The sequence below is a fragment of the Shewanella sp. SM23 genome, from assembly GCF_025654295.1.
Classification (GTDB): Bacteria; Pseudomonadota; Gammaproteobacteria; order Enterobacterales; family Shewanellaceae; genus Shewanella; species Shewanella oncorhynchi.
On the sequence record NZ_JAKKRM010000016.1, the window covers coordinates 18,820 to 36,734 of the forward strand.

A 17,915-nucleotide genomic window follows, 5' to 3' on the forward strand; every position below is an offset into this window, starting at 1 on the left:
AAGAAAAATCAGCTAACTTTATCAATGCCACCCTGATTCCACAAGACCGAGGAGGTTAACAATCGCTAATGAAGTGATTTTTTTTCAAATCGCCACGTAAAAAACAGTATTTAAGCGGAAAATACTGTTTATTGACGAAAATATCAGCAACAAAAAACGAGTAAACACACAATTCAGCAACAAATATCAAACTAAGGCATTGCATTTAGAATCTGTTACAAGCGTTTTCGTCGACTTCTAATAAGTAAAATGGCAGCCCATTTCAAGGGAAAGCCTGAGTTCAATTTAATGAGAGAAATAACTCAGATTAGTTTACCTCACGCCAATAGATTATTTTGTCATGCCCTCGATAACGACCAAAATACGCACTTGCCCGCGGTTCAGTGACCCCTGTTGGCGATACGCCATTCCAATTCCAGTACCATTCTAGCCATGTCGGCACATCCAAGGGCGCCGTCACTTGGCCGCGGTATGGCAACCCACTTGTTGTAACGGCTTGCCAGAGTAACTCAAATTGGCCAGCTTGGAATGTTGCAGTCCCGCCAGAACGCACAACACTTTGTCCCGCCACTAAGTCGGGATCAAAATTGTAACCAAGAGCGGAATGATCAACCTGCGAACCCAAAGCATACACTGCCGTTGTGCAGTTATCGGCAGTATTTAAGGCCCAGCTGCTGCCATTCCAATATTCGGCTCGAGTCGGCATACGCAGTATTTCTGTCTCAGGACCATAGGTGTTATCCATCACCACACGACCATGACGAAGGGTTTGAGTGCTGATTCTCTTAGCATTACAGTTAGTGCAAGTGCCTGTAGATGCCGCATCCATGTCTGGTGAGGCCACATAGCTGTAAAGCCCATTCGGCCGAGGATCGTTATCCATCAATTGCACGCCAATATCGAGCAGCTCGAAGGGACCATCCTGATACAGATTCGTCGCCACATTTGGGGTCACCCGACTAAAGTTAGCTTGGTAAGAAGCATCGACCGTCGCCACACCTTGATTCCAACTTTCAGCCTTTATAGGTAAGGCACTTAAGCGACTCTGTAAATCGACACCATTATTGTTATTTTCTCCCACTAATTTGGCAGTGGCGAGGGAAAATGGCGGGAAATAGTTTTTCGTTATATCCCCCGCGATATTTAAAGCACTGAGCTCCATCGACATAGGGAACAGCTGATCCATATAGCTAAAGCCGCCACAGGCAGGTATGACCGATACGTTACTGACTAAAAATCTATCGGGCACAAAACGGCCAATATTAGCTGAATATCCAATTGGAATATTTAAGCTGCTTGCCGTCCCTAAATAATTTGGGCTCGCCTGCGCTGCAATTTGGAATACTCCAACTTCGCTGATGGTCTGATTGCTGATGGTATTGAGATTATTGGCCTGCGCCGAGTGGCTGTATGATGCCACGCCTAACGCCCCATCAAGTCCGCCGTTGGCAATGCTTGGCGCAACGACTTTACTGGCAAGCTTCATCTGCGCATCACTAAAGTTAGGCGTGGGCAAGTTGCCCGAACAAAAGTCCGGATCGCCATCTTTTTCCCATGCCATCGCTTGTACTGTCATGCCGAAACTTTGTCCGGCTTTACGATAAGCATTGCAGCTCATATTCGCACTTGGGCAACTGGCACTGGCGTCCACAGGTTTAACACACAATCCCGCTGGTACGCTGACAAATTGGTCTGAACCTGCCATGACTAAGCCCTGTTCATCACCTGTCCCTGTATATTTTGCATCTAGTTGTAATTTACCTGCATCAGGGTAATTGACTGAAATGCTTGCTTGTCCGTTGGTATCAAACAGCAGGTTCACCGCCGTAGGCGAGGCACTCGAGGTGCCAATTGCCGTATTGTTGATGGTGACGGCTTTAGGCGAGATAGGCGCGCTTGGCGTTTGGTAACTGCTCCAGAAATTCAGCGTTTTGGTCTGGCTTTGGAAGCTTGGGACACACTGCTTCGTCACATCGGATTTTTTCACCGCTTTGACTAACACTTGCTCGGGGCGATTCGCACGCTTATCGGGTACATCGAATACAAAACCACTGTCGGCAAAGGTGAGTGAACAATTGTTTTCACTCAAGCCACCATTACCAATACGGCAAAGGGTTTTGCTTAAGGGTTTGGTGGTGGGATTAGAGCCCTTCACCCCTAAAGTCACTACACCGGGAGTATTTCGCCTCAGTTGCAGTTGCGCTGTGCCACCGCTAAAACTCACTTGATTACCGCCAACCCATAGGCCATCTGCCACAGAATCAGGTAATAAGGTTGCGCTAAGAGGTGCAGTAAAGAGTTGACTACAACTCGCATTTGCACAGGCTCTAATCGTTACCGTCTCAGCATTACAGGTCAGACCTTGACCCGTATGATCAAACTCAAAATGATCGATCTGAGCACCAATAGGATTCGATTTTAACGCACAAATTTGCACGTTATCGATTTCGTGGTTGTTATTTGAGCCCCCCGTTGAGCCCGTTAAAGACAATAAAAAATCACTTGGAATGGCCGCCTGACCATTTTGTGCTGCGGCGTTAAATGCGGGAACTAAAGTCACAAAACCAGAACCTGTATTACGCTCAATTTTCACAATAGATTGATTCGCGGCTTGCGAATCAATTGTGATTTTATACCTGTGCGCAGGCGACACATTATTGCCGTCTACCGCAGGCGATAAGCAACTACCGTTCGTATTAGTAGTGCCATTACTACAAGCGCCGCGTAAATAATTATACCCTGACGTGCCGACACCCGAACCGCGAACCGCAACGGACTGGCGTCGCTGGCCGACATTAGAACTACCGCCTTCACCAGAGAAGTTACCGAACTCATCAATACCAAACCCAAGCCAACCACCCGCGAACCCATTAATACCAGGTTTATAACCGTAACCCAATGGACCGCCAAAGGCGCCAGGCTGCGGCGTTATAGAAGCATCCGATAACACTACCGCAATGCCGTCGGCGCCATTGCCACCATAGGCATAGTGATCAAACTGGATCTCCACTAAGTTAGCTTTTCCTGGAAAGAGTCTTTGATAGGTAGATGCCGTAGATTGGTCAGATTTAGCTTCGGTTAAGCGTAATCGACCACTTCGAATAGATGGAGTAAAAGTGCCACTGCTACGGGATACGACCCAATCACTGCTTAATGCACTTTGGGAGAAAGTGTCATTAAAACACTGTAATACCGGTACATAATCATTAATACGACCACTACTCATAACCAAATAACGGCTGGTGACTCGGCCATTGATAATCGAGTTATTATTTAGACTTAATGTTGCATCGCTATAAACTCGCCCATTGAGTACAGCATCACTATTTAGCTGAATATTGCTATAACCAATAATAAGAGCAGAAGCAGCATTATTTTCATTGAATTTACTGCCATTTAATTCAAACTGTTGCTTTATAAAAATGCGGACATTGCCTTGCAAAATCACCTTAGCATCTTGATTCAAAGTAAAACTATCTACCCAATAGTCCCCTTCAGGTAAAACGAGTGTCGCGCCGCCCCCAATAGCGATAGTGTTAAATCGATACTCATTTTGAGTTGCCGATAGAGTCAGAGTACAAGCAGAATAAAGCGAAACACTGCTAAACTGACTTTGCCCATTACCACCAAGCGTTAATTGCTCGCCAGTATTACAAGAACCATAACCGCCACCAGCACCACTACTCGATAAAAAAGCATTACTCCCAGTTAATTTTAAACCTCGAATATCACTGCCATCGATAGTGCATTTCCGCACTCCGCCTGTACCGTTATCACAACTGTTATTAGAAAGCCCACTGCCATCGTTACTCGAGCAATAATCTAATGCAGCACCACCAGTACCATTAATGATGCCATTACCATTTATCATTAATTGTGGCGATGATATCTGACGGCACACGTTTGAGTAATCACCATGATGCCCTTGAGCAACTTTGGCAAAAATCACACTCTGATCAATAGGGTCGAATGCCATCACTGACGAGGGAAAACTCAAGATAAGTGCTGCCAATATGGCACGATAAAAAAGATTAATTCCCACGAGCTTCTACCTCAACTTGTCGGCTAACACGGGTCTCGCCGCTTTCACATACCGCTTTACTGTTGATTCGATATTGGGTGGTGGTACCTACCGCATAGGCTTTGCACGTCAAGGTCACAGTGCAGGCATGGAAACCGGTTACATTAGGAGGATTCCAAGTGCTCGTTGCTGGGCAAATGCCAACTGAACCATTTAATGGGAATAATGTTGCCAATGCGGCATCGGCGCCACTGTTCGCGGCGGCAAAGGCACGAGTCCCCCACACCTCTTGGGTTAATCCAGTATCGCCATCCTGCACAATATTGATCAGGGCTGACGCCAGTAGAAACATCACTGTGATCACAAACACGCCAATAATCAATGCACTGCCGCGTTGACGCGCAGGTAAAGCAGTTCGTTGCAACCTTGCTAGTGATGTTCTGGGTAAGATTCGCATTACCGAGTGATGACCTGTCGATTGACGATATAAATTAAGGGACATTGATCACCTGCACTTGATGTCGATATTGGAACGTCTCACCATTTACATTAAACCGCGGTTGTAAATGCACCATAGCATTATTCACTAGGCTAGATGGCGTTAAAATCAGCGGTAAATCAGCACCATTATTTAAAACATTTGCCACACTTTGCGCCATTAGCACGCCCGTGCCCATAGTGGCAGGCATAGCGGCAGGATTTGGCTGAACGGCATTAAAGCTATAACCAGCATAACGCAATAATTGTAATTCATTGCCGCTCGGCCCCTTTTCGAAGCAATAGCTCACTGGGCTCGAACCAAAATAGATCCTTTGTCGTGGTGATGCTTCTGCAAAACGTGTTGGCGAAGTAAAAGTCAGCGTAACTTGATGCTCCAAAGGGGGAGGCGCAGTAGCAATCGTTTTAACCTGTGCCCGCTTTTGTCTCGCGCTGCTATACACATCGGCATCAATCAAGGGATAGATCCAAGCGAATTGATTCACGCGAATCGCACTCACCGTATTATCTAGAATAACTATCCCAGTGCTCGCGGCGGCATCTGGCACTATTGGCATGGTTAGATAAGTCGTACTGGCTTCGATAGGCACAAATTCAATACATTGATAGGTTAGCGAATCGGTATTAACCCGCAGGCTATTGGGCAAGGCACTACGCAACTCACGGGTCACTCGCTCAACAGCAAAACGGCTCTGACTGAGCACTTGATCGACCGAACTCGACTCGACAAAAATCCGCGTGCCAAAAATAATAAAGCTACTGACCCCAACCACAAGAATACCCAGAATCAAGATAACAGTAACCATCTCGACTAAGGTAAATCCCCGCGCGAATTTTTTATTTACAGCATAGTGTGAAGCCATCAGTAATTACTCCTCACCATATTGTAAGTAATCACTTCGTTATCAGGCGTTGTCACATTAATCGTCACTAACTTGGTATTGGGCACGGCCCCATAAGCAACAGTGACACTTAAACGATAGTTAGGATAAGCCTCGGTATAAGTTTGGCTGGAGTTAAGCATAATCGCGGTTTCATTTAAACCGTGGTAATCATCCACATCATTAAAATTATTGCGGCTTTCCACTATTCCAGAAACGATATCTTTACCTAACTTATCGGCATGGGTACAACTCATCCCTAAAGGGCTCCCACAGGCGGGCACACCGCCATTGGCATTGGTATTTTGATCGTATCTTTTACCCCATATCTCATTCATTACCGAATGGGCAAGTTCGGCGCTTCGCACCCTATGCAAGGTTTTTGCTGCACGATCCGCTTGGGGAAATAACATACTGCTAAGCATCACTATCGCAATAGCAATCACCAGCATGCCCACCACTAATTCAATTAAGGTAAAGCCCTTGTGTGGCGATATTTTATGAAGGAATAAGCGAGGATTAGTTGGCATAGATATATCCCTCGCTCGAGATATTGATGCTTACAATATCGTTGGCGATGACTTTGATACAGTGACCATTACAAGCTAATGAGGGTCTACCATTAATATCAAAATCAATATTAAAACTACTGGCATTGCTACTGGATAACGCAAGCGTAGCACCACCTTTAAAGGCTTGGGTATATAGCGGTTCTGGAGAAAGCGGCGCGCCCGTGCAACCTGTATTATCACGGGTCGCAAATTGACTCACTTGATAACCCACACTGGAGACAGCGATCCGATAACATCTATCGGTATTGTTCAATGCTCTTTGTTGCACTTGACGCAGCTCTGCCATAAATTCATTACGCAAGCTAAAAGCACTATAGGATGACTGTGTAAACAGACGCGGCAGTACGGTCACAGAAAGGATCCCAATCAAGATGACCGTTGTGACTAACTCAACTAAGGTAAATCCCGCCTGTTTTGCCATTGAAAATTTAGCCATTGTCCATATTAGGTTCTAGGTTCTAGGTTCTAGGTTCTAGGTTCTAGGTTCTAGGTTCTAGGTTCTAGGTTCTAGGTTCTAGGTTCTAGGTTCTAGGTTCTAGGTTCTAGGTTCTAGGTTCTAGGTTCAGTTTCTGCCAACCATTTGATTAAAGCAAATAAATTGCTATAAATTTGGATGCGAATTCTAAGTAAATTCATTTTGTTGCAACCGATATAACACATGTATTTTATCTAAAAAAAAGGCCTGCTAGGCAGGCCTTTTGATATTCATAGAACTAACAATCGTCAGATTTAACATCGTACTTAGGCGTTTCAGTTGACGTTGCGGGAGTGTATGTAACATAACACTCTTTAGTATTATCGGTAGCGTAAGGAGAACCTGCTTGATAAATAATCGCAGCTTTTGCACCATCATCACCCTCAACAATATACCAATCAACTTTATCTGTTGTAGTCGCACTAATATTCAAATCCATAGCCTTTTTCAACTCTGCGGCTAAAGATTGCAAATAACCATAGTTCACATTAACCGTAACGCCATTACTGATTTCAACAGAAGCGGTAGTGGTAGCATCAGTACTACCAATTGTCTCTTTTCCTAATAATGCAGCTTTTGAAAATACTAAGCTGTTAGCTCCTTGAATTGCACCTTTCAATCCTTGTAGAGCAGAGACACGCGCATCGCCTTGCAGGTTAATAAACTTAGGTGCCGCGGTGACAGCAAGAATACCTAAGATGATGATCACTACTACTAATTCAATTAAGGTAAAACCTTGTTGTCTTTTCATATAAAAACTACCTTTCTACGTTTGGGTTAGTTAAGCCAATTTAGACATTTATGTCAGTTATAAACGACTGGGTAAACACATTAAACCATTTACACATTAGATACGGTATTAAGGCGTAAATGGGGTTTGGGTAAAGCTTAATACTCTGCCTGTACCTGGGTTATAGACCACGCCCTTAGCACCTGCCGTGGATAAATCGGGTGTAGGCGTCGCGACCCCCGTTGTTTGGTTGACCACCAGTGAAGCCACTTGGTGATAAACACATAAATCTAAGCCAGTTACCGTTGCACCTGCAATTGAGGTCGCACTGCCGCCCGCACCATCGATCACTCTGACGGTATAGCGTTGATTACGGGTATCTTGAGTGTAAAGCACATTGCGTGGAGCACTCTGCAACACGGTATTAAAGACTTCTTGGCAACTGGCATCCGTCATTGCGGTCGCATCCGTGACTGAGGTTCCAGTAGGGTAACCAAAACGAGTATCGAGGTTAACCGAGGTACCATCGAGGAGCACATTATTATTGCGACGTCCATCCACTTCCCACTGTGAACGTACAAAGCTCACGGCAGTGGATAAACCACCCGCAACCCCATCGACACTCGCATCCTGTGCGTCGTCGGTTACATTTAAAAACCGTGGGATCGCCGTTGCCGCTAATAAGCCTAAAATCACAATAACGATAACGAGTTCAATCAATGAAAAACCATTTTGCTTAGTCTTCATTTACTTACCCTCATACTTAAGACATGTCATTCTAACAGTTAAATTCATTTTAAAAAGCCTACTGCTTAACAATATTTTAAGGATTCGTCAAAAAAATGACCCTGCCAGAATCCAGTTGGTAGCCAATGCTATCGCCATTTTGCGAGCGATAATGGCAGCTATTATCCCGAGGAAGATACGCGCCGATTAGAGTGCTTTTTTTTAATTCTGTTCCCATTAACTGTTGCCATAACGCTTGGCAACCTTGGTTATTCCGTTGCTGAGGTTGTGGCCAACCAAGGGTATTCATCTTAACCACGCTAGGCTTAAGCTGCTGATTTTGATTATCAAATATTTCCCAGTCTAAATTCATCTGTGACGGTTTACCAAGGGATAACCATTGGGAGCGCACCATAGCCACTATATTTAAAAAACGCGTATGCTCTAATTCAAGCCCTCTAGCGGCCAACTGCGGCATCGTTGAAAAATATTTGATACCGATAATAGCCATCATAGTTAACACCACAATTAACGCGATCATCCGACCATAGAGGTTCAATAGATTGCTTTCAGCCTTCTGCTGACTTCGCATCTAGTCACATCCTTTGCAATAAGCGGGTGTGCAGCGCATGCTGTTAATTCCCCCCCTTAACCACATTGAGCATATCCCACATAGGGAGATAGATACCGAGCGCAAGCACTAATACGATAACGGCCACTATGCCAATAAGAATAGGCTCTAATTTTGCCGTGAGATTTTTAAGATCGTAATCCACTTCACCCTCATAAAAATCGGCAGCATCATTCAATAACTGATCGATTTGCCCTGTTTCTTCACCCACTGCGACCATTTGTAGTACTAAGGGCGTAAATAACTGGCTCTGATTCGATACCCTAAGCACTGAGTCACCGGATTCAATCCCTCGGCGCATGCCCACAATCCTATCGTGCATATAGGCATTATCCACCGCATCAGCCACCAGACTTAATGCTTGAGTCATAGGGACTCCCGCACTGAGCATCATCGAAAAACTGCGGCAATAACGTGAAAGGGTTGAACGCTCAATAATAGAGCCAACGGCTGGAATATGCAGCTTCCACTTATCCCACTGCTTTTCACCTTTTTCCGTATGATGCCAATAACGTATCCCAACAATGGCTCCGATAAGTGCCACTAGCATTAAGGGCCAATAATTAACAAAAAGGTTTGATGTACCAATTAACACTTTGGTCGCCCAAGGTAAATCGGCCCCAAAGCGACTAAACATTTCAGCAAATTTGGGGATCACCATAATATTCAAGATCACCATGGCAATGGTGATGGCGATTAATACAAATATGGGGTAACGCATAGCCGCTTTTATTCGACGTCGCGTCTCTTGCTCGCGCTCGATATAGCCTGAAAGCTGGATAAATGCATCCTCTAACTTACCGGTGTTTTCACCCACATGCACCATAGAAACAAACAAAGAATCAAACACTTCAGGGTGTTGATTCATCGCAGAGGACAAGGGTCGCCCAGCGGTAAGTTGCTCAGAAATATCATTGAGGGCATCTTTCATCCGCTGAGAATGGGCGGTTTCAGATAATCCTGCAATCGCCCGTAAAATAGGAATGCCTGAACGAGTCAAAGAGTACATTTGGCGAGTGAAAATTTGTAACTCGTCTAAACCGACTTTACCGCCAAATAACTGAGTCACAGAAAAGGATTTAACGACTTTAGCCACTTTAACTTCGAGGGGAATAATCCCGCGGGCTAAGAGCATATCCGCCGCAGCACTTTCCGAGGCTGCATCGAGCTGCCCCGTAACAGCTTGGCCTTGACCACTGCGACCACGGTATTGATAAATCGGCATAATTACGCCTCAACGCCTTGTTGGCTAATAATATCCTTCGACAAAGGTATTTGTGATTCACTCACATCCTCTACCAGCTTAGCCACCTCTTCAATGGTCGTCATGCCTTCGCTCAAATATTGCAACGCTGACTCGGCGAGCGGAGTAAAATTCGGGCTCTGCAACGCGGCTCTGGCAAAATCCTGCGGATTACCGGTACGCATCGCATCGATCATCTTCTCATCCAACTCGAGGATTTCAAAAATACCGATCCGACCGCGATAACCACTGCCATTACAACTCTGGCAACCTGTACCGATTCTAAAGTTTGCATGGGTAAAATCTTTGCGGCTCACACTACTCAGCCAGGCTTTTTCCTGCGGTGTCGGTTGATACTCTACCCCACAGTTATGGCAGACACGGCGCACTAAACGCTGGGCAATAATCACCCTTAAGGCACTAGCAACTAAATAACTCGCAGCGCCCATATCGAGTAAACGCAGCGCACTGGTGACCGCATCGTTAGTATGCAGGGTCGATAGCACAAAGTGACCCGTTAATGCCCCCCTAAGACCAATCTCCACGGTTTCTTGGTCACGCATTTCCCCCACCATGATGATATCGGGGTCTTGACGCAAGGTGGTGCGCAATACGTTGGAAAAGTCTAAGCCAATCTTATGGTTAACTTGAACTTGGTTGATCCGCGGCAATTGATATTCAACCGGATCTTCCACCGTAATGATCTTACGGTCGGCGGTATTGAGCTCGCTCAAAATACCGTACAAGGTGGTGGTTTTACCGCTACCCGTGGGACCTGTGACCAGTAGCATGCCGTGAGGGCGTTTAATTTGTTTACGAATACGCGCCAAAATAGCGGGTGGCATACCGGTTTCGTTTAGAGTCAATAAACCCGCCGATTGATCGAGTAACCGCATTACTACAGATTCGCCATGGTAAATCGGCATGGTCGACATACGCACATCGATATGATGACCTTTGATCTCCATGTGGAAACGACCATCCTGCGGCAAACGTTTTTCAGAAATATCGAGTCCAGCCATTAACTTAAGTCGCAATACTAAAGCCGCGGCAATATTAACTTCATTCAGAATCGTTTCGTGTAGCTGGCCATCGATACGCTGGCGAATACGCAAGGCTTTATCACCGGGTTCGATATGAATATCCGAGGCGCGCATTTGCACCGCATCTTCAAAAATCGACTGCAGCAACTTAACCACTGTGGTTTCATTGTCACTATCGCCCGAAGTCAGACTGGCTAAATCGAACATCTCATCGGCGGCGTATTCTTCTTCGAGCTTACCGGCGATCTGAGCAATTTGGTCTGTACGGCGATATAAGTTATCAAACGCTTGCAGCAGTTGCTGCTCAGGCGCTACCGCTAGCTTCAAACGCTTAGGTGCGATAAGCATTTCGAGATGATCGAGCGCCTGCAAATCGGCAGGATCACTCATAGCTACCAGTACGCTATCGCCCCTGTCTTCAACCGCTAAAGCGCGGAAACGTCGGGCTTGCACCTCAGGAATAAGATGCACGACTTCCGCTGGGATCGGCATTTTACTGATATCAAGCAAAGGCACATTCAATTGTTGCGACAAGAACTGCAGCAACTGATGCTCTGTAATCGATTGCAGATCAATGAGGGTACGGCCCAGTTTTTTGCCCGTATTACGCTGCTCGCCTAACGCCTGTTGTAGCTGGGCTTCGGTAATAATGGCTTCTTGAACTAACAGATCGCCTAAACGCATTTTTAATCTGGGTTTCATTGGCTATCTCCTAGCTGAGTCAAACGTTGTTCGATAAAGGCACTCGCCTGCGCCGATAAGCCTCTATGGCCTAAAGCCGTCCGATAGGCTTGGCGTGCTTGGGGAAATTGCTGCTGCGAATCGAGCGCATAGGCCAGCCCCATCCACCATTTAGCCTGTTGAGGTTCTTGTTGTAATAATTGTCTATAGGCTTGTTCTGACAACGAAAACTGTCCTAACTTTTGCGCTAAATCCGATTGTGCCATCCACTTTTGTCTCGCCAGCGGATGCGTGTCAGGTATGTTGGCTAACGTCACTAATGCGAGATCAGCCTGACCAGAGGCTTGCTGAACCCGAGCAAGCAATAAGGCAAAGTCTAACTGCTGTTGGAATAACAGCATGCCTTGCTGTAACACTTCACTGGCTTTGGCTAATTGACCTTGCCCATAATGCAGCGCAGCTAACTGCTTGCGCGCTTCATGCATACTGGGATCAAAGCCTAATGTTTGCTCATAATAACTAATGGCATCTTTGAGTTTGCCATCCCTTTCAGCCTCATTCGCTAAGGTGAACCGCTTCTGCGCCAGCTGCTTTGGGGTCAACTTCACCTCAGTAATCGCCATTTGCCCTTGCTGTTGGGGCGTGAGTCGATTAGTGCCAGCATCTGCTTTAACTTCCTGTACTTTAAGCTCATTGCTCGCGTTAAGTTCATTATCGGCGGCAACACTGGCACGTTCTGACATCATTAATGCAGAGGGTGCGGCAGCAGTGACCTCGGCGCTTCGCACACTCGATGTCACACGATTTGACTGTGAATGGCTTGGCTCGCTTGACGTATCGACTAGGTCATCTGCGAGTGCTGAGCTCTCATCTTGTTGCCGTTGTGACTCTTGTTCAACATCATGTTCTGATTCAAATTCTTGCGGCTGATTAAGTACAACGTCGTCGACACTGGGTTCAAGCTCTTCACTCTTAGTCGTAAACTCCTGCGTAGTCGCAACGTTAAGCGGTTCTTCGACGACAACGACGCTTACTGGAGACTGCACAGGCTCGATTTGAGTCTGAGTAGATTCATTTTGCCCATTTGTTTGAGCCAAAATAGTCGCTTCTGCAGGCTTTGCTGTGAATAATTGCCAGCCATAAACCAGAGCGCCACCGAATAGCAATGACACACCACAGAGCAGCAGCCCGTTAAACGGAGTCCGCCTGCGAGCTAAATATTGCACCTGTGGCTGAGCCACGTTGCTGAGCTCATGCCCCTGCTGACGCTTGTCGAGATCCTGCAGCATCTTGTTGATCACGCTCATACAACACCCCTGAAAAAGTGTTGTAATCCCAAACCGAAAGCCACTGTCATCAAAGTGAAAAAAGGCAACCATTTCCACGATAATAATCGGCGAACACTTGCATCTTCGGTGTCTTGAATTGCGGCTTTAACGTGGAAGGTTTGCACACGAGTAGCGCCTTCGCCGAAACTCAATAACAAGGCTTTATGGGCAAGAATATTGATCAATCTGGGGATCCCTCGGGACGCATAAGCTATCTGACGTGTTTCCCGTGATGTAAAGAGTGATTCGCCCGCACGCCCAGCGATAGCTAATCGGTGGCGAATATAAGCGTCGGTTTCATCCCATGTCAGTGGGCGAAGGTTGTAGCTAAAAGTAATACGCTGTCTTAATTGCCTAAATTCTTGGCGTTTAAGCCTGTCATCGAGTTCGGGTTGCCCAAATAACACTACCTGTAATAATTTGCGTGTCTCGGTTTCCAGATTAGTGAATAACCGCAGCGCCTCAAGACTGTCGTCAGGCAATGCCTGCGCTTCATCGAGTACCAATACGATGGCGTGCCCGTGGGCGCTCAAGGCTAAAAGCTGCTGTTGAATAAGTCCAGTGAGTTGCTGCTGGTCGATATTGCTGGTGTATTTAAGGCCCAGCTCACTCGCTACCGCCCAACGTAATTCAGTAGGAGTGAGATAAGGATTAGGCAAATATGCGCAATGAAACTGACTCGGCAATTCGTTGATAAGCTTGCGGCAAATCAACGTTTTACCAGTCCCCACCTCCCCTGTCACCTTGATAAAGCCTTCGCCCGTTTGCAGCGCGGTTTGCAACACTTGCAAGGCTTCCACATGTGGCGACAGGCCGAAAAAAAATCCGGTATTGGGTGTCAGTGAAAATGGAGGTTGGCTTAGGCCAAAATGCTTCTGATACATAGAAGCTTACTTTGTCTCCGGATACCAACGATCTAATAAGGTCTTAGAACGTTGTAACTCAGTTTTCCAGGTATCAACGCCAACTACCGTAGGTTTTAACAGAATAATAAGCTCGGTTTTCTTCTTCTGCTTACTACGGTTTTTAAACAATTCACCGAGGAAAGGAATATCACCCAACAAAGGCACTTGCGATACCACTTCAATATTTTCACTCTTCATCAAGCCACCGATGATGACTACGTCACCGGAGGCGGCGCGGATGACAGTATCAGACTCACGAATTTCACTCTGCGCTAAAGGTAGCTCCAACGAAGCGTCACTCACTTTGATGTCTTTAGTCTGCTCTTTCACATCGATAACGGATGGATGCACGTGCAATAACACATTGCCGTCACTATCAATTTGCGGCGTAACGTCTAAGGCAATGCCCGAGAAAAATGGCGTAAGCTCGACTTGTGGAGTGGTCACAGGCGTTGTACCCGCTACTGTGGTCGATGAAACATCAGTGACAAAGTACTCATCAGTACCGACTTTGATCACCGCTTTTTGGTTATTCGATGCAGTCACCCTTGGGCTAGACAATACATCCACATCACCTTGGGTATCTAATAGGTTGATCATGGTCGTAAAGTCAGAACCTTTAATACTCAGCGAGGTCACACCACCAATCGCCGAGGTGATTTTATCGTTTAAACCAGGGCCCGCTGATGTTCCAAAATTCACATTCGTATTGCCAACATGTCCCAGCACATTATCCCATTGGATACCTTGCTGATAACCATCGGATAAGGTGACTTCGAGGATCTTCGCTTCTAAAATCACTTGGCGCTGCAAATGACTTTCTGCGGAATTTAAGAAAGTACGCACTTGGCGTAATTCACTAGGAAAAGCACGAATGGTCACTAAACCCGCCTGTGGCGTAACCACCACTTGCCGCCCATTTCCTGTGTCACCAATAATCGCTGTCAGCGTTTCTTTCAGCTCGCCCCAAAAATCAGTCTTAGTGCGCGAGCGAATAAATGTTCCGTTACTGCTATCGCTGCTGCCATTACTGCTGGAGTTGTTGCCGTTACTGCTGTTGGAATTATTATTACTCGAACCATTGTTATTTGAGTTGCTATTGTTCGAATTACTATTGGAATTATTGCTATCGGAAATGCGTCCAGAACTCACTGACGTCACAGATAAGCCGTCACGCTCCATATAAAGATAATTCAGCGGAAACGTCTCAGTACGCATTCCAGCTGGGAACACTCTTAGAATGCGCCCTTCACGGCTCACTTCGTAACCGTAGATATCTTCAACCACTTGAATTGCTTCAGTTAACGTCACACCTTTAAGGGATAATGAAATCGTACCTTGCACGTCAGGATGTACGGCGACACTCAGTGGTGTACCTTGGACTAAGCTTGGAAAAAATACTTTAGCATCAACATCGTGGGCTGATACATCGAAACGACGCTCAGTTTCCAACGTGGGGGTCAAACCTGATAGCAATGCGCCTGAATTCAATTCCCGCTGAACCGCATCCGGCATAGTCGCAGGCGGTGGCGTCGTTGATGCCGTTGCCGTCGCCATTGAGGCCGCTAATTCCGCCTTACTCGCCTCCGGCTGTGGCCTATTTGTGGTCTGACACGCCACAAGGCAAAGTGAGAGCAGAGGTGTAAAGTATTTAATCGCTTTCATCTGAGGTGTATTCCCTATCTCTCTGTTATTGCTTGAAACAATGTCAATTTCCGTCCATCGGACAGCGATACATAAGTGGGGGTAATTTTAACGATACTCAGCCCCTGAACGCTGTCACCAACTGACAATATCTTGTTATTTATCACAGCATAAGCCGTGTTTCCTGAGCTTACTATGCTGTTAAGTACAAGCGCCTGATCCTGCGTTTGACTCGCATGACCCTGCACAGCAAAGCCTTTACCGGGCAAAGTCGGGTCGCGCAGCGATTCCGCATACACCATAGGGCTACTAACCAACAACAACACACTGATAATATAAGACTTATTTAGAAACACTGATAAAGTCCTTATTAATACTCAAGGTATAAAGTTCAATCTCAATGGTCGCTTTTGGATATTCTGCGACTTTATAGTCGAGACGCTTCCAATAAAGTTTATCTGGCATGGCCTCAACGGCTTCCACAAAGCGCAACACAGAAAAATAATCGCCCTCTAGACTCAAGCGAATACCATGGTTATATAGATTGAGTTTTTTCTCTTCACCCACAGGTAATAAAGGGATGGGCGCTATCGACATAAACTTAATTAATTTAATCCCTTGCACTTGTCCCAGTAAATTACCCAGCAACTGCGGCATATAGTCTGCCGGCACCATATCCACCATCTGCTCATCGAGTTGGGCATCTAGGGCTTGATTCTGTTGCTGCAACAGCACTAAACGCTGTTGGTAATCTTGATTGGGATCTAACGCTAAACGTTGCTGATACAAGTCAATCTGCTGAGCCGAAATCGCGTTTTCCTGCTCTAAGGCTTTTAGCTGTTGTGAAACAGCCACATGGGTTTTCCACAGGGACTCTAAAGGTAAATAACTCAGCATGCCGACCACGGCCAGAATGGCGACTGAGATCAACACTCGCTCACGGCGACTTAGCGCATCAAACTGTTGTCCTAATTGGGCTAACTTTTGCTTCATTGCGCGGCTTCCTCCTTGTTATCGCTTTTCAAGGTAAAGGCCAAAGGTTTATCTTCACCGCGATCCATGCTCATCGACGAGAAAGCTTGCCCCTTTAAAGTCTGCGTAGTTTTAAGTTTGCCAATCCACTGCGGAATGCTTTGAGGATGGTCGGCAAAACCTTCGAACATAAAATCTTGCTCATTAATGACGATATGACTAAGCCAAACACTCACATCCGACACGACGGCTAAATCTTTAAGAACTGGCGCAAAACCACGGCTAGTTAAAGAAGTCCTAAGACTCAATTCTCCCATGAGTAATTGCTTCAGCTCTAACTGTTGTGCCGCTAAATCGACTCGCGCAACAAGGTCGGCATCGGGTTTACGCGCAGCAATTTGTGCTTCTAATGCCTGTTTTTGGGTATCGAATTGCTGCTTTTGTTGGGCAGCCAACTGCTGGGCCTGTTGTAACTCACTGACTTGCCAGTAGCTATAACCTCCTAAAACCGCAAATAAGATCGCAAAAACCAAGGCGTAAGCACTTAAACGCGCAAAGGTTAATCCTTGCTTCGGGGGCAATAATGAAGGAGTGTAAAGATTGACTCGGTATTTAATCACTCAGTACCTCGATAAAATTCAGCAAAGGCTAATCCCGCCATTCGCGCGCCAACACAGCTTTTATCAATGACATTCACAGCTTGATTGAAGTTTGCCGAGACTAACTTAGCTAAAGCATCCACGGCACCATCGGCGAGGAGTTCGATAGAAGATACCGGAGCCTGTCTCAATTGACTTTCAAAATAATCCATAGAACGCTGAATTTCTAAGCTTAAATTGTCTGCCATGCCATAACTTAACTCATCCGCTTGAGTCTTATCCAATTGAGTAAATCCGCGCACGCGACGCTGCATATACAGCTGACCTTGCTTAACCACAGTCAGTAGCAATTCTTGACCGGGATTATGGCTCACCACCAGACGCGCTTGGTTGTCATCATTAAATAGGTTAGTCACAGCTAACTCTTCGATACTAATACCGAAAAGTTGTAAATCTTGTTCATGAATGGCCTGCACCATGCTCACTAACTTAGCTTTATCCACCACCACAACATTGATTTTATTACTCGGAATGGGTGACTCAAAGTAATCCAAATGGATTTGCGGTACAGGTAGCGTGACCATGTCTTTAATTGACCACAGCAAAGCTTGGGATAACTCGACAGTATCGACATTCGGTTTATCGGTCAGCAGTAATTGATAAAGGCCGGAAGCCAAAATCAGCTGTAACTGTGCATTGGGAAAGGATTTAGCCACAGCAGCAAACGCCAATGACCAGTGCTCATCTTTCAGCTCAAAGGGTAACCACTGCTCAGCATTCTCTTTTTGGGCAGGTGCGTACACCCATAATTTATCGGCGCAGACATAGACACCAAGGCTAGTCGGTTCTGTTCTCTTCTGCCAAAAGGCTAATCGACCTATAAGACTTTTTTCCATAAAGATGCCTATAACCAACTGAATTTAAAAGCTTGAGTAGTCTCTTTCGCACAAACTTCCTGTCACTCCA

General features: G+C 46.0%; 17 protein-coding genes. All 17 read right to left on the reverse strand.

The genetic code is table 11. The annotated features are described in order from the left end of the window. Nucleotides 1–307: 307 nt before the first annotated feature. The 17 genes from L5L98_RS17180 to L5L98_RS17260 all read right to left on the reverse strand — a co-directional run bounded on the left by L5L98_RS17180 (nucleotide 308) and on the right by L5L98_RS17260 (nucleotide 17,845). The gene (locus L5L98_RS17180; protein WP_263142533.1) at nucleotides 308–4,042 is read right to left on the reverse strand and encodes a DUF6701 domain-containing protein; all 3,735 of its coding nucleotides are present in this window, start codon (nucleotides 4,040–4,042) and stop codon (nucleotides 308–310) included. Then, nucleotides 4,032–4,523 carry an MSHA biogenesis protein MshP gene (locus L5L98_RS17185; RefSeq protein ID WP_263142535.1) on the reverse strand — a complete coding sequence of 164 codons (492 nt, stop codon included), beginning with the start codon at nucleotides 4,521–4,523 and terminating at the stop codon, nucleotides 4,032–4,034. The genes L5L98_RS17180 and L5L98_RS17185 overlap by 11 nt, the downstream gene beginning before the upstream one ends. Then, complete coding sequence (locus L5L98_RS17190) at nucleotides 4,513–5,382, reverse strand: PilW family protein (RefSeq protein ID WP_263142537.1); 870 nt, start codon at nucleotides 5,380–5,382, stop codon at nucleotides 4,513–4,515. The genes L5L98_RS17185 and L5L98_RS17190 overlap by 11 nt, the downstream gene beginning before the upstream one ends. Then, nucleotides 5,382–5,930, reverse strand: a complete 549-nt coding sequence (locus L5L98_RS17195) for a type II secretion system protein (RefSeq protein ID WP_011918578.1) — start codon at nucleotides 5,928–5,930, stop codon at nucleotides 5,382–5,384. Before L5L98_RS17195 ends, L5L98_RS17190 begins: the two co-directional genes overlap by 1 nt. Further along, nucleotides 5,920–6,408, reverse strand: a complete 489-nt coding sequence (locus L5L98_RS17200; RefSeq protein ID WP_011918577.1) for a type II secretion system protein — start codon at nucleotides 6,406–6,408, stop codon at nucleotides 5,920–5,922. Before L5L98_RS17200 ends, L5L98_RS17195 begins: the two co-directional genes overlap by 11 nt. Before the next feature lie 277 nt (nucleotides 6,409–6,685). Continuing rightward, nucleotides 6,686–7,198 carry a type II secretion system protein gene (locus L5L98_RS22405; protein WP_317633965.1) on the reverse strand — a complete coding sequence of 171 codons (513 nt, stop codon included), beginning with the start codon at nucleotides 7,196–7,198 and terminating at the stop codon, nucleotides 6,686–6,688. 108 nt (nucleotides 7,199–7,306) lie between these two features. Continuing rightward, a complete protein-coding gene (locus tag L5L98_RS17210; RefSeq protein ID WP_014609755.1) occupies nucleotides 7,307–7,924 on the reverse strand; it encodes a prepilin-type N-terminal cleavage/methylation domain-containing protein in 618 nt (205 codons plus the stop codon). Nucleotides 7,925–8,000: 76 nt separating this feature from the next. Further along, nucleotides 8,001–8,495, reverse strand: a complete 495-nt coding sequence (locus L5L98_RS17215; protein ID WP_011918575.1) for a hypothetical protein — start codon at nucleotides 8,493–8,495, stop codon at nucleotides 8,001–8,003. Between the two features lie 43 nt (nucleotides 8,496–8,538). Next, on the reverse strand, nucleotides 8,539–9,759 hold the full coding sequence (locus tag L5L98_RS17220; RefSeq protein WP_263142540.1) for a type II secretion system F family protein: 1,221 nt from the start codon (nucleotides 9,757–9,759) through the stop codon (nucleotides 8,539–8,541). 2 nt (nucleotides 9,760–9,761) lie between these two features. Beyond that, nucleotides 9,762–11,522, reverse strand: coding sequence for a GspE/PulE family protein (locus L5L98_RS17225; RefSeq protein ID WP_263142541.1), 1,761 nt, complete (start codon nucleotides 11,520–11,522; stop codon nucleotides 9,762–9,764). Further along, nucleotides 11,519–12,808 (reverse strand): tetratricopeptide repeat protein, encoded by a 1,290-nt coding sequence (locus L5L98_RS17230; protein WP_263142542.1) that lies wholly within the window; start codon nucleotides 12,806–12,808, stop codon nucleotides 11,519–11,521. Before L5L98_RS17230 ends, L5L98_RS17225 begins: the two co-directional genes overlap by 4 nt. Beyond that, a complete protein-coding gene (locus tag L5L98_RS17235; protein ID WP_263142544.1) occupies nucleotides 12,805–13,713 on the reverse strand; it encodes an ExeA family protein in 909 nt (302 codons plus the stop codon). Before L5L98_RS17235 ends, L5L98_RS17230 begins: the two co-directional genes overlap by 4 nt. A 6-nt stretch (nucleotides 13,714–13,719) precedes the next feature. Beyond that, on the reverse strand, nucleotides 13,720–15,399 hold the full coding sequence (mshL, locus tag L5L98_RS17240; RefSeq protein WP_263142546.1) for a pilus (MSHA type) biogenesis protein MshL: 1,680 nt from the start codon (nucleotides 15,397–15,399) through the stop codon (nucleotides 13,720–13,722). A gap of 14 nt (nucleotides 15,400–15,413) precedes the next feature. Continuing rightward, nucleotides 15,414–15,734 carry an MSHA biogenesis protein MshK gene (locus L5L98_RS17245; RefSeq protein WP_263142547.1) on the reverse strand — a complete coding sequence of 107 codons (321 nt, stop codon included), beginning with the start codon at nucleotides 15,732–15,734 and terminating at the stop codon, nucleotides 15,414–15,416. Beyond that, on the reverse strand, nucleotides 15,721–16,371 hold the full coding sequence (locus L5L98_RS17250; protein WP_263142548.1) for an MSHA biogenesis protein MshJ: 651 nt from the start codon (nucleotides 16,369–16,371) through the stop codon (nucleotides 15,721–15,723). Before L5L98_RS17250 ends, L5L98_RS17245 begins: the two co-directional genes overlap by 14 nt. Then, nucleotides 16,368–16,970, reverse strand: a complete 603-nt coding sequence (locus tag L5L98_RS17255) for a fimbrial assembly protein (protein ID WP_263142549.1) — start codon at nucleotides 16,968–16,970, stop codon at nucleotides 16,368–16,370. The genes L5L98_RS17250 and L5L98_RS17255 overlap by 4 nt, the downstream gene beginning before the upstream one ends. After that, nucleotides 16,967–17,845 carry an MSHA biogenesis protein MshI gene (locus tag L5L98_RS17260; RefSeq protein WP_263142551.1) on the reverse strand — a complete coding sequence of 293 codons (879 nt, stop codon included), beginning with the start codon at nucleotides 17,843–17,845 and terminating at the stop codon, nucleotides 16,967–16,969. Before L5L98_RS17260 ends, L5L98_RS17255 begins: the two co-directional genes overlap by 4 nt. Between the last annotated feature and the right edge of the window lie 70 nt (nucleotides 17,846–17,915).